The sequence below is a fragment of the Streptomyces phaeochromogenes genome (genome assembly GCF_001418655.1).
Lineage (GTDB): Bacteria > Actinomycetota > Actinomycetes > Streptomycetales > Streptomycetaceae > Streptomyces > Streptomyces phaeochromogenes.
The window spans coordinates 1-12,682 of record NZ_LIQZ01000203.1 but is presented as its reverse complement, the minus strand read 5'-3'; the positions used below and the strand labels follow the sequence as shown (position 1 = coordinate 12,682).

General features: G+C 69.5%; 8 protein-coding genes. 6 read left to right on the top strand and 2 right to left on the bottom strand.

Features of this window, described 5'->3' with window-relative positions; genetic code table 11:
* Positions 1–105 precede the first annotated feature (105 nt).
* Both AOK17_RS26520 and AOK17_RS26515 read right to left on the bottom strand, forming a co-directional pair.
* The gene (locus AOK17_RS26520) at positions 106–1,248 is read right to left on the bottom strand and encodes a PQQ-dependent sugar dehydrogenase (RefSeq protein WP_425424636.1); all 1,143 of its coding nucleotides are present in this window, start codon (positions 1,246–1,248) and stop codon (positions 106–108) included.
* A gap of 146 nt (positions 1,249–1,394) precedes the next feature.
* Complete coding sequence (locus AOK17_RS26515) at positions 1,395–2,402, bottom strand: aldo/keto reductase (RefSeq protein WP_055615066.1); 1,008 nt, start codon at positions 2,400–2,402, stop codon at positions 1,395–1,397.
* Positions 2,403–2,477: 75 nt separating this feature from the next.
* Between AOK17_RS26515 and AOK17_RS26510 the strand changes: the two genes are divergently transcribed.
* The 6 genes from AOK17_RS26510 to serA all read left to right on the top strand — a co-directional run bounded on the left by AOK17_RS26510 (position 2,478) and on the right by serA (position 12,445).
* Positions 2,478–3,419 (top strand): 2-hydroxyacid dehydrogenase, encoded by a 942-nt coding sequence (locus AOK17_RS26510; protein ID WP_055615065.1) that lies wholly within the window; start codon positions 2,478–2,480, stop codon positions 3,417–3,419.
* A gap of 405 nt (positions 3,420–3,824) precedes the next feature.
* Positions 3,825–6,785, top strand: a complete 2,961-nt coding sequence (locus AOK17_RS26505) for a putative bifunctional diguanylate cyclase/phosphodiesterase (RefSeq protein WP_055615064.1) — start codon at positions 3,825–3,827, stop codon at positions 6,783–6,785.
* A 239-nt stretch (positions 6,786–7,024) separates the two neighbouring features.
* On the top strand, positions 7,025–8,881 hold the full coding sequence (locus AOK17_RS26500) for an acetolactate synthase large subunit (protein WP_055615063.1): 1,857 nt from the start codon (positions 7,025–7,027) through the stop codon (positions 8,879–8,881).
* 25 nt (positions 8,882–8,906) lie between these two features.
* The gene (gene ilvN / locus AOK17_RS26495; RefSeq protein ID WP_055615062.1) at positions 8,907–9,434 is read left to right on the top strand and encodes an acetolactate synthase small subunit; all 528 of its coding nucleotides are present in this window, start codon (positions 8,907–8,909) and stop codon (positions 9,432–9,434) included.
* A gap of 130 nt (positions 9,435–9,564) precedes the next feature.
* Entirely contained in the window at positions 9,565–10,563 is a 999-nt protein-coding gene (gene ilvC, locus AOK17_RS26490; protein ID WP_055615061.1) for a ketol-acid reductoisomerase, read from the top strand.
* Positions 10,564–10,855: 292 nt separating this feature from the next.
* Complete coding sequence (gene serA, locus AOK17_RS26485; protein WP_055615060.1) at positions 10,856–12,445, top strand: phosphoglycerate dehydrogenase; 1,590 nt, start codon at positions 10,856–10,858, stop codon at positions 12,443–12,445.
* The last annotated feature ends 237 nt before the right edge of the window (positions 12,446–12,682 follow it).

Here is a 12,682-nt window from a genome sequence, read left to right as displayed (position 1 = left end):
AGATGTGTATAAGCGCCAGCCCCAGTTCCGAACCAGCCCTCGGCCACAGTTTTGGCCCCCGCCCCCGAGGAAGCTCCCGAATAGCTGCCCCCCGCTTCGGGCGTCCTACGTGACCTCCAGTTCCAGAATCTTGTCGTCTCCCGACTCCGGGGTCCCCCGGCCGTCCGTCTCGCTCGTCATCAGCCACAGCTTGTTACCGCCCGCCGAGACGACCGTGCGCAGGCGACCGTAGTCGCCCTCCAGGAAGGCCTGAGGGTCCGCCGACTCCTCCGTGCCGTTGAGCGGGATGCGCCACAGTCGCTTGCCGCGCAGCCCCGCCATCCAGATCGAGCCCTCCGCGTAGGCGATGCCGCTGGGGGAGGCCTCGTCGGTGCTCCACTGGTCGATGGGGTTGTGGTACTTGGAGTCGTCGGACTGGCCCTCCGCCTCCGGCCAGCCGTAGTTGTCTCCCGGCTTGATGTGGTTCAGCTCGTCCCAGGTGTCCTGGCCGAACTCGGAGGCGAACAGCCGCTGCTTGGAGTCCCAGGCGAGGCCCTGCACATTGCGGTGGCCGTACGAGTAGACCGGCGAGTTGAAGGGGTTGCCCGGGGCCGGCTCGCCCTCCGGGGTCAGCCGGAGGATCTTGCCGCCGGTGGACTTCTTGTCCTGGGCCAGCTCGGTGACGTAGGTCTCGCCCGTGCCCACGTACAGCATCTTGTCCGGGCCGAAGGCGATCCGGCCGCCGTTGTGGTTGGTGCCCTTGGGGATGCCCCTGAACACCGTGTCGGGTGCGCCCAGTTGGTCACCGGCCGGCTTCTTGGCGTCGTACAGCATGCGCACGATGCGGTTGTCGGAGTCCGAGGTGAAGTACGCGTAGACCATGTGGTCCGATGCGTACGAAGGCGAGAGGGCCAGGCCCATCAGGCCGCCCTCACCGGCGGGGGCGACTCCGGGCACGGAGCCCAGCTCGGTCTTCTTGCCGGTCTTCTCGTCGACCCGGGTGATCGTCCCCTCGTCCCGCGAGGACACCAGGAGGCCGCCCTCGGGCAGTGGCGCCAGGCCCCAGGGGCTCTTCAGACCCTCGGTGACGGTCCGCACGACCTTCACGGAGCCCTTGGCGGGCGGGGTCTCCTCGGCCGGCTGCCCGGAGGCCGGGGCCGAGGCGCCGGGCTCCGAACTGCCCGGAGACGTGCTTCCGCCGCCGCCCGACTCCTCCCCGTCCCCCGAGGAGCACCCGGCCGTCACCAGGAGCGTGGCCGCGGCCAACATGGCCGTCACAGCTCGACGTTGCACGATCTGGATCCCTTCGACGCGGCAGGTTCTACTTTTCATACACCGCTCGCGCCTCATGGGTTCCCGATCACCGAACCTCGAAGCGACGAACCCCGAAACTGCCGGGCCCTGAACCGTAAGGCTCAGTCCCAGGATCCCCGTGCCGAAGGCAGTCCCGCCACCTCCGCGAGATCCTCCGTCGTCAGACGCAGTCCGGCCGCCCCCGCGTTCTCCGCGGCCCAGCACTCCCGCTTGGTCCCCGGCACCGGTACCACGTGCCGCCCCCGCGCCAGCACCCACGCGAGCGCCACCTGCGCGGGAGTGACGTCCGTTCCCTGCGCCGAGTGCCGGGCCGCTATGCGCCGCAGACCGGCGACTATCGGCTGGTTCGCGGCCATCATCTCGGCGGTGAAGCGGGGGTGCCGGGCCCGTACGTCGTCGGGTTCGAAGCCCTCGCCCGGGGTGAGCGTCCCGGTCAGGAAGCCGTTGCCGAGCGGCATCGCCGCCAGGAAGCCGACGCCGCGCGCCTCGCACCACGGCAGCAGACCCTCCAGCGCCTCCGGCGACCACACCGACAGCTCGGCCTCCACCGTGCTCACCGGGAAGACCTGCTGCACCCGCTCCAGCTGGCGGATCGTTCCGTCGTGCAGCCGGGCTCCCGAACGGCGGTGGGAACGCGCACCCACCGCGCACAGCCCGAGCGCCCGCACCTTGCCGGCCGAGACGAGGTCCGCCATCGCGCCCCATGTCTCCTCGACCGGTATCTCCGGGTCCGCGCGGTGCAGTTGGTACAGGTCGATGACATCGGTCTGGAGGCGGCGCAGCGAGGCGTCGCATGCCCGCTTCACATAGCCGGGGCGCCCGTTGGCCACGATGTGCTGTTCGCCCACCAGGAGGCCGACCTTGGTCGACACGAACGCCTCGGAGCGCCGCTCCTTCAGTGCCCGCCCCACCAGCAGCTCGTTGGTGAACGGCCCGTACATGTCGGCGGTGTCCAGGAGCGTCGCGCCCCGGTCGAGGGCCGTGTGCACGGTCCGCAGCGACTCGTCGCCCCGCTGCCGCGAACCCGAGTACGCCCAGCTCATCGGCATGCACCCGAGGCCGACAGCCCCCACCTCCAGCGCCGCCGCCCCGATCGTCCTGCGCTCCACCTGGCCGTGCCCTCCCTTTCCTGGCACCCCAAACTAACCTCTGCGTGCCCAGGTGCTTCGCATAGCCTCCTGACCATGACGTACGAAGTGTGGCTTCCGTTTCACGCAGACGACCTCGACGGCCTCCCCGACGGCCCCAACTACCGCTTCTGGAACGGTGAGCAGGACTTTCCCGCCGATCCCGCGGACTGCTCCTTCTATGTCGTGCCCTACATGAAGGGCAGCGACATCTCGGTGCGCCCCCTGGCCGAAATGACGTCCGTCCAGGTCGTACAGACCCTGTCCGCCGGTATCGACCACGTACAGCCGGGCCTGCAACTGCTGCCCGGGGGCGTGCAGTTGTGCAACGCGCGCGGGGTGCACGACGCGAGCACCGCCGAACTCACCCTCACCCTGATCCTCTCCTCGCTGCGAGGCATCCCCGACTTCGTCCGTGGGCAGGACAGCGAGGAGTGGCGGTCCGGATTCCGTCCCGCGCTCGCGGACAAGTCCGTACTGATCGTCGGCTACGGAGCGGTGGGTTCGGCCATCGAGGACCGGCTCGTTCCCTTCGAGCTCGCGCGGGTGGCGCGCGTCGCGCGCTCCGCACGTGAGACGGCGCGCGGTCCCGTGCATCCGATCACCGCCTTGCCCGAACTACTCCCGGAGGCCGATGTGGTGGTGCTCATCACGCCCCTCACCGAGCAGACGAAAGGCCTGGCGGGGGCCGAGTTCCTGGCCCGGATGAAGGACGGCGCCCTGCTCGTGAACGTCTCCCGCGGCGGAGTCGTCGACACCAAGGCGCTCCTCGCCGAGCTGGAGAGCGGCCGGATCAAGGCCGCCCTGGATGTCACCGATCCCGAACCGCTGCCTCCGGGGCACCCCCTGTGGCATGCGCCGGGCGTCCTCATCAGCCCCCACGTGGGCGGCCCGACCTCCGCGTTCTTCCCGCGCGCCAAGCGGCTCCTGGGCGACCAGTTGAACCGTTTTGTGAACCGGGAGCCGCTGCGGAACGTGGTCCTTACGACGGGCTCCTAGTCCTCCTCCACCCTCGGCCGCGCCCGAGCGGGGACCCCGCCGGGCACCCTCCGCAGTCCCCCGAATGCGGCACGTGTCCGTATTCCCGCTGGTCGTCACGGAGCGTAGAGAGACTATGTCCCTGAGTGACGAGACTGGTGTATCGTCCCGACAGGGGCTGCGCCGCGCACGTACGGCGCCGGGGAGCGAGAGACAGCAACAGCGAGGGGGGCGACGGGCGATGCACGGTCTATGGACCAACGATCCGACGCGGCGGGGCCGCCGACGGCGACCCTGGCGCCTACCGACGCACAGACGCGGTCACAGCGGCCACCACCACCGAAGGCCCGGCAGTCGCAGGAGGCACGCACATCCGGCACGCCGGGACCAGAGGGACTCGGGGGCGGCACGGTCCGGAGAGACACAGTGAGCTCCCCGGCGGCGCTGCTCGCCCGTCGTCCGGTCCCCGGGGGCGCAGTGAGTGTCGTACCGCAACTCGTGCTGGCCCTGGTGTGCGCGGGATACGCCGTCGGTTCCGCGCTCGGCTGGGGCTCACCACGACTCGCCCTGATCATGGGCGACTTCGGGCTGAGCGCGGCGGCGGCCACCGCGGCCGTCTCCTGCTTCCTCTGCGCCCGCACCCGTCGCAGCCGCTTTCGACCCGCATGGCTGCTCTTCGCGCTCTCCTCCGCCATGGCGGCGGCGGGCAACCTCGTCTGGGGCTGGTACGAGGTCGTACTGCAGGCCCCGGTGCCCAGCCCGAGCTACGCCGACCTGTTCTTCCTGTGCTTCGCGCCACCGGCCATCGTGGGACTGCTCGTCCTCGCCAAACGGCCGGTGAGCAAGGCCGGCTGGGTCTGTCTGGGCCTGGACGCCTGGCTGATCGGCGGCTCGCTGCTCACGCTCTCCTGGAGCCTCGCGCTCGCCCAGGCGGCGAAGGCGGAGGGTCCGAGCGTCCCGCACACCGCGCTGTCGCTCGCGTACCCGCTGCTGGACATCGCCCTGGTGAGCATGGTGCTCGCACTGCACTTCAGGCGCTCGGCGGTGAACCGCTCCGCGGTGAACACCGCGATCGGCGCCCTGGCCCTGACGGTCATGTGCGACGCCCTGTTCACCTCACCCCTGATGCACAACGACTACCGCTCCGGGCAACTGCTCGACGCGGGCTGGTTCGCCGGATCACTACTGCTCGCGTACGCCCCCTGGGTGGGGCAACGACACGGGCACACGGAAGAAGAGGGGCACACGCGCGTGGTGTACGGCTACGTGCCCGGGCCCCAACAGGGACAACCGGCACACGTGCCCCTCCAGGAAGGAGGTCACAGTCGGTATCCGGCCAGCCGGCCCATCAGCAGTTCACTGGCGGCACTCACTCCCTACCTGGCCGCCGCCGTCTGCACACTGGGCATCCTCTACAACGTGCTCAACGGCCGCAGCGTCGACCGCGTGGTGCTCGTCACCGGCGGCACGGTCGTCCTCGCCCTCGTCGTGCGCCAGGGCATCATGCTCCTCGACAACATCACCCTCACCCAGGAACTGGCCCAGAAGGAGAACCACTTCCGCTCCCTGGTGCAGGGCTCCAGCGACGTCATCATGATCGCCGCCCCGAACGGCATCCTCCGGTACGTCAGCCCGGCCGCGGCCGGGGTCTACGGACGGCCCGCCGAGGACCTCGTCGGCTCCGAGCTCGCCTCGCTGATCCACCCGGAGGACCTGGGCTGTGTGGTGCACGAGGTGCGCCGCTTCCTCGCCGCCAGCCCCGGCGAGGAACCCACCACCCGCATCGAGTGCCGCTTCAAGTCCGGCGGTACGGGAGGCTGGCTCAACGTCGAGTCGACCGTCAACCGCCACCACGGCGGCCTCATCTTCAACAGCCGTGACGTGACCGAACGGGTCCGCCTCCAGGCGCAGCTGCAGCACAACGCCGAGCACGACCCGCTCACCGACCTGCCCAACCGCGCCCTGTTCACCAAGCGCGTCGGACAGGCGCTTTCCGGCCGCCGTTCCTCCGACCGCGGCACCGCCGTCCTCTTCATCGACCTCGACGGCTTCAAGGCCGTCAACGACACCATCGGGCACCAGGCCGGCGACGAACTGCTCGTCCAGGCCGCCCGCAGGCTCCAGGACGCCGTCCGGCAGAGCGACACCGCCTCCCGCCTCGGCGGCGACGAGTTCGCGGCCCTGATCGTCGGTGACGGCGGCCGGGACCGCACCGCGCGCGAGCACCAGATCTTCGAGCTCGCCGACCGGCTGCGCGTGACCCTCTCGCAGCCGTACACCATCGACGGCAACGATGTCCGGGTCGCCGCCTCCATCGGTGTCGCCTTCTCCGAGCCCGGCCTCGGCGCGGGCGAGCTGCTGCGCAACGCGGACCTCGCGATGTACCGCGCGAAGGCCGCGGGCAAGGGCCGCGTCGAGCTGTACGCGCCCCAGATGCAGCAGGACGTCGTACGGAAGGCCCAGCTCGCCACCCGGCTGCGGGCCGCTCTGCACGACGGCGAGTTCGCGCTGCTGCACCAGCCCGTGGTGTCCCTGGACACCGGCCGGATCACGGCGGTCGCCGCCCAGGCCCGCTGGCGCTCCGCCCAGGGCGTGCTGTTCACCCCCGCCGAGTTCCTGCGCGTCGCCGAGGACAGCGACCGCACCGCCGAGCTGGGCCGCTGGATGCTGGAGGAGGCCGTCGAGCAGGCCGCCGAGCGTGCCGCCACGGGGCTCGCCGTGCCCGTCGCCGTCCGGATGACCGCCCGCCGACTCCTCGACCGGTCCATGCCCCTCGGCTCCGTCGAGGCCCTGCTGACCCGGCACGGCCTGCCGTCCGGCGCGCTCGTCGTCGAACTGGCCGAAACCGATCCCAAGATCTCCCTCGACGAGCTGGAGCGCCGCCTCAACGCGCTCAGGCGGCTGGGCGTCCGGATCGCCCTGGACGGCTTCGGCAACGGCTACGCCACGATCACCGCTCTGCGCCGTCTCCCCGTCGACGTACTGAAACTGGACCGCGGTCTGGTGGAGGGCGTCGTCGAGTCCGCCCGGCTCCACAAGATCACCAGCGGGCTGCTGCGTATCGCGAACGACCTTGGCCTGCAGACCGTGGCCGCCGGAGTGGACCTGCCCGAGCAGGTCATCGCCCTGCGCTCGATGGGCTGCACTCACGGACAGGGCAACGCGTTCTCCGGACCACTGGACGAGTACCGGCTGCGCCGTGCCCTCGCGGCCGGCGCCTACCCCGTGCCCCACGGCCCCGTCGAACCGATCTTCGTGGGAGGAGGCAGCAGCGGTGTCTACGCAGGTGGGAGTACGAGTGCGTACGTGGCCGGAGTGTCCTCGGCCGCGTACGGAACCGGTACGGCCCTCCGCTCACATGATGAGACTCCCGTCCCACCCACTTGACACGCACTGCGTGCCGGGGGGAGGGTCTGTGCCATGCGCACCCGAATTCTCGTACTTGGAAAGCGCGTCGGCTGAGCTGGGAAGCACCGGATCGATGACCCGGAACTCCCAGCGACCGCACCCGGCGCGCTCCCCTCGCTTGCCTCACGGCACGAGGGGTTTTTTGTTGCACAGGTGCAGGCCGAGCAGCAACTGAACACCGCACAAACCTCGCAAAAACCCTCAGCATCGAGAAGAGAATGCCGATGACCGAGCAGGCCACCGGGGCCCACCACCCGCAGCCGCGGCCCCGTTCCGGAGGACAGCAGTCCGCCCCCGAGCAGGTGACGGGAGCGCAGTCCCTCATCCGTTCTCTCGAGGAGGTCGGGGCCGAGACGGTATTCGGCATTCCCGGCGGTGCGATCCTTCCGGCCTACGACCCGCTGATGGACTCCCGGCGGGTGCGCCACGTGCTCGTCCGCCACGAGCAGGGCGCGGGCCACGCGGCCACCGGTTACGCGCAGGCCACCGGCAAGGTCGGCGTCTGCATGGCGACCAGCGGCCCCGGCGCCACCAACCTGGTGACGCCGATCGCCGACGCGCACATGGACTCGGTGCCGCTCGTGGCGATCACCGGCCAGGTCGCGTCCAAGGCGATCGGCACGGACGCCTTCCAGGAGGCGGACATCGTCGGCATCACCATGCCGATCACCAAGCACAACTTCCTCGTCACCAAGGCGGAGGACATCCCGCGGACGATCGCGGAGGCCTTCCACATCGCCTCCACCGGCCGCCCGGGCCCCGTCCTCGTCGACATCGCCAAGGACGCCCTCCAGGCGCGCACCACCTTCCAGTGGCCGCCCGCCCAGGACCTGCCCGGCTACCGCCCGGTGACCAAGCCGCACGCCAAGCAGATCCGCGAGGCCGCCCGGCTGATCACCCAGGCCAAGCGGCCCGTCCTGTACGTCGGCGGCGGCGTCCTCAAGGCCGGTGCCACCGCCGAACTGAAGGTCCTCGCAGAACTCACCGGAGCGCCCGTCACCACCACACTGATGGCGCTCGGCGCATTCCCCGACAGTCACGAGCTGCACGTGGGAATGCCGGGCATGCACGGTGCGGTCACCGCCGTCACCGCGCTGCAGAAGGCCGACCTGATCGTCGCCCTCGGAGCCCGCTTCGACGACCGCGTCACCGGCAAGCTGGACAGCTTCGCCCCGTACGCCAAGATCGTCCACGCCGACATCGACCCGGCCGAGATCGGCAAGAACCGCGCCGCCGACGTGCCGATCGTCGGTGACGCCCGCGAGGTCCTCGCCGACCTGGTGCAGGCGGTGCAGAAGGAGCACAGCGAGGGCCACCGGGGCGACTACACCGCCTGGTGGAAGGACCTCAACCGCTGGCGCGAGACGTACCCCCTGGGCTACGACCAGCCGGACAACGGCTCGCTCTCGCCCCAGCAGGTCATCGAGCGCGTCGGACAGCTCGCCCCCGAGGGCACGATCTTCGCGGCGGGCGTCGGCCAGCACCAGATGTGGGCCGCGCACTACATCCAGTACGAGAAGCCCGCGACCTGGCTGAACTCCGGCGGCGCGGGGACGATGGGCTACGCGGTCCCGGCCGCGATGGGTGCCAAGGCCGGCGCCCCGGACCGTACGGTCTGGGCGATCGACGGCGACGGCTGCTTCCAGATGACCAATCAGGAGCTCACCACCTGCGCCCTGAACAACATTCCGATCAAGGTCGCCATCATCAACAACGGCGCCCTCGGGATGGTCCGCCAGTGGCAGACCCTCTTCTACAACCAGCGGTACTCCAACACCGTGCTGCACTCCGGCCCCGAGGCGGACGGCAAGCAGCCGAGCGCCGGCACCCGCGTCCCCGACTTCGTCAAGCTGTCGGAGGCCATGGGCTGCTACGCGATCCGCTGCGAGTCCCCGGACGACCTCGACAAGTGCATCGAAGAGGCGAACTCGATCAACGACCGTCCCGTCGTGATCGACTTCATCGTCCACGAGGACGCCATGGTGTGGCCGATGGTCGCCGCCGGCACCTCCAACGACGAGGTCATGTTCGCCCGGGACGTCCGCCCCGACTTCGGCGACAACGAAGACGACTGAGAGCCGTAGGTAAAGGAAGCAGATCATGTCCAAGCACACGCTCTCCGTCCTGGTGGAGAACAAGCCCGGTGTCCTCGCCCGGATCACGGCCCTGTTCTCCCGCCGCGGGTTCAACATCGACTCGCTCGCCGTCGGCGTCACCGAGCACCCCGACATCTCCCGCATCACGATCGTGGTGAACGTGATCGAGGAACTCCCCCTCGAACAGGTCACCAAGCAGCTCAACAAGCTCGTCAACGTGCTGAAGATCGTCGAACTGGAGCCGGGTTCCGCGGTTCAGCGCGAACTCGTTCTGGTGAAGGTGCGCGCCGACAACGAGACGCGCTCCCAGATCGTCGAGATCGTCCAGCTGTTCCGCGCCAAGACCGTGGACGTCTCCCCGGAGGCCGTCACCATCGAGGCCACCGGCGGCAGCGAGAAGCTGGAGGCCATGCTCAAGATGCTGGAGCCGTTCGGCATCAAGGAGCTCGTCCAGTCCGGCACGATCGCCATCGGCCGCGGCGCCCGCTCGATCACCGACCGTTCCCTGCGCGCCCTCGACCGCTCCGCGTAGGCCTTGTACGACGTCACGTACGACTCGTACGTGACGTCGTACGCGCCCGTATTCCGAGACCCCGAAACGTCCCTTCCCCCTCCCGCCGTACGGTGGGACGCAACACCCAGCACACATAGGAGAGAACCCAGTGGCCGAGCTGTTCTACGACGACGACGCCGACCTGTCCATCATCCAGGGCCGCAAGGTCGCGGTCATCGGCTACGGCAGCCAGGGCCACGCCCACGCGCTGTCGCTCCGTGACTCGGGTGTCGACGTCCGGGTCGGTCTGCACGAGGGCTCCAAGTCCAAGGCGAAGGCCGAGGAGCAGGGCCTGCGCGTGGTGACCCCGGCGGAGGCCGCCGCCGAGGCCGACGTCATCATGATCCTCGTCCCGGACCCGATCCAGGCCCAGGTGTACGAGGAGTCCATCAAGGACAACCTCAACGACGGCGACGCGCTGTTCTTCGGCCACGGCCTGAACATCCGCTTCGGCTTCATCAAGCCCCCGGCCGGCATCGACGTCTGCATGGTCGCCCCGAAGGGCCCGGGCCACCTGGTCCGCCGCCAGTACGAGGAGGGCCGCGGCGTTCCGTGTATCGCGGCCGTCGAGCAGGACGCGACCGGCAGCGGCTTCCCGCTGGCACTCTCGTACGCCAAGGGCATCGGTGGCACGCGTGCGGGCGTCATCAAGACGACCTTCACCGAGGAGACCGAGACCGACCTGTTCGGTGAGCAGGCCGTTCTCTGCGGTGGTACGGCCGCGCTGGTCAAGGCCGGTTTCGAGACGCTGACCGAGGCCGGCTACCAGCCGGAGATCGCGTACTTCGAGTGCCTCCACGAGCTGAAGCTGATCGTGGACCTCATGTACGAGGGCGGCCTGGAGAAGATGCGCTGGTCGGTCTCCGAGACCGCCGAGTGGGGCGACTACATCACCGGCCCCCGCATCATCACGGACGCCACCAAGGCCGAGATGAAGAAGGTCCTGGGCGAGATCCAGGACGGCACGTTCGCCCAGCAGTGGATGGACGAGTACCACGGCGGTCTGAAGAAGTACAACGAGTACAAGCAGCAGGACGCCGAGTCTCTCCTGGAGACCACCGGCAAGGAGCTGCGCAAGCTGATGTCGTGGGTCAACGACGACGAGTGACTCCGTCGGTTCGGCCGTGGTGTCGGGGGTGCCCGGCGCCACGGTCTTACCGCCTGCCTCGGGCAACGCCTCGGGGCTCCGCCCCGGACCCCGCTCCTCAAACGCCGGAGGGGCTGGATTTCCACGTGCGGGTGATCCTTCTGCGGAGGCGTAAGAACAGCACCGCGCCGCCACTAGACTGCTCCACTAAATACGCGTCGGGCCCACAGCGTCGTGCGTCTTCCACGCGGCAACCCCTCCACCGCATGCGGCCGTCGGGACGGCCGTCCGCATTGGACCTGTGAGGACTCACGTGAGCTCGAAACCTGTCGTACTCATCGCTGAAGAGCTGTCGCCCGCGACCGTTGACGCCCTGGGCCCGGACTTCGAGATCCGGCATGCGAACGGCGCGGACCGCGCCGAACTGCTGCCCGCCATCGCCGACGTCGACGCGATCCTGATCCGTTCCGCGACGAAGGTCGATGCCGAGGCCATCGCCGCCGCGAGCAAGCTGAAGGTCGTCGCACGAGCCGGCGTCGGCCTGGACAACGTCGACGTGTCCGCCGCCACCAAGGCCGGCGTGATGGTCGTCAACGCCCCCACCTCGAACATCGTGACCGCCGCCGAGCTGGCGTGTGGTCTGCTCCTGGCCTCCGCGCGTCACATCCCGCAGGCCAACACCGCGCTCAAGAACGGTGAGTGGAAGCGCTCCAAGTACACCGGCGTCGAGTTGGCGGAGAAGACCCTCGGTGTCGTGGGTCTGGGCCGCATCGGCGCCCTCGTCGCCCAGCGCATGTCGGCCTTCGGCATGAAGGTCGTCGCCTACGACCCGTACGTACAGCCCGCGCGGGCCGCGCAGATGGGCGTCAAGGTCCTCTCGCTCGACGAACTGCTGGAAGTCTCCGACTTCATCACCGTGCACCTGCCCAAGACGCCCGAGACCGTCGGTCTCATCGGCGACGAGGCGCTGCACAAGGTCAAGCCGTCGGTGCGGATCGTCAACGCCGCGCGCGGCGGGATCGTCGACGAGGCCGCGCTGTACTCCGCGCTCAAGGAGGGCCGCGTCGCCGGCGCCGGTCTCGACGTGTACGCGAAGGAGCCCTGCACGGACTCCCCGCTCTTCGAGCTCGACGAGGTCGTCTGCACCCCGCACCTCGGTGCCTCCACGGACGAGGCGCAGGAGAAGGCCGGTATCTCCGTCGCCCGCTCGGTGCGCCTCGCGCTCGCCGGTGAGCTGGTCCCGGACGCCGTGAACGTCCAGGGCGGCGTCATCGCCGAGGACGTCAAGCCGGGTCTGCCGCTCGCCGAGAAGCTCGGCCGCATCTTCACCGCCCTCGCGGGCGAGGTCGCGGTCCGCCTCGACGTCGAGGTGTACGGCGAGATCACCCAGCACGACGTCAAGGTGCTCGAACTCTCCGCGCTCAAGGGCGTGTTCGAGGACGTCGTCGACGAGACCGTGTCGTACGTGAACGCCCCGCTGTTCGCGCAGGAGCGCGGTGTCGAGGTACGGCTGACCACGAGCTCGGAGTCCTCGGACCACCGGAACGTGGTGACCGTGCGCGGCACCCTCGGTGACGGCCAGGAGGTCTCGGTCTCCGGCACGCTCGCCGGGCCCAAGCACCACCAGAAGATCGTCGCGGTCGGCGAGTACGACGTGGATCTGGCGCTCGCCGACCACATGGTCGTCCTCAACTACACCGACCGTCCCGGTGTCGTCGGCACGCTCGGCCGGATCCTCGGCGAGGCGGGCATCAACATCGCGGGCATGCAGGTCGCCCGTGCCGATGTTGGTGGCGAGGCCCTTGCCGTGCTGACCGTGGACGACACGGTTCCGCAGGCGGTGCTGACTGAGCTGGCGGAGGAGATCGGAGCCACTCAGGCTCGGTCGGTCAACCTCGTGTGAGGATGCCCGCCACTGGGGGCTGCCGCCCCCAGGCCCCCGCTCCGGCCTGAACGGCCTTGTCCTCAAACGCCGGACGGGCTGAGAGGCTGTGGCTGGGCTAAGAGATTGCGCAGTTCCCCGCGCCCCTGAACAGGGGCGCGGGGAACTGCGCAATCTTTTTTGGGGGGTTCGGGGGCGAAGCCCCTGAGTAAGGGACGGGAATGGGTAGGGGCGGCGGGGGCGAAAAAAGGCCCGGAG

Coding starts and splice junctions, on each gene's coding strand:
- ilvN (WP_055615062.1), top strand. CDS start 8,907: ATGTCCAAGCACACGCTCTCCGTCCTGGTGGAGAACAAGCCCGGTGTC.
- AOK17_RS26520 (WP_425424636.1), bottom strand. CDS start 1,248: ATGTTGGCCGCGGCCACGCTCCTGGTGACGGCCGGGTGCTCCTCGGGG.
- AOK17_RS26510 (WP_055615065.1), top strand. CDS start 2,478: ATGACGTACGAAGTGTGGCTTCCGTTTCACGCAGACGACCTCGACGGC.
- AOK17_RS26500 (WP_055615063.1), top strand. CDS start 7,025: ATGCCGATGACCGAGCAGGCCACCGGGGCCCACCACCCGCAGCCGCGG.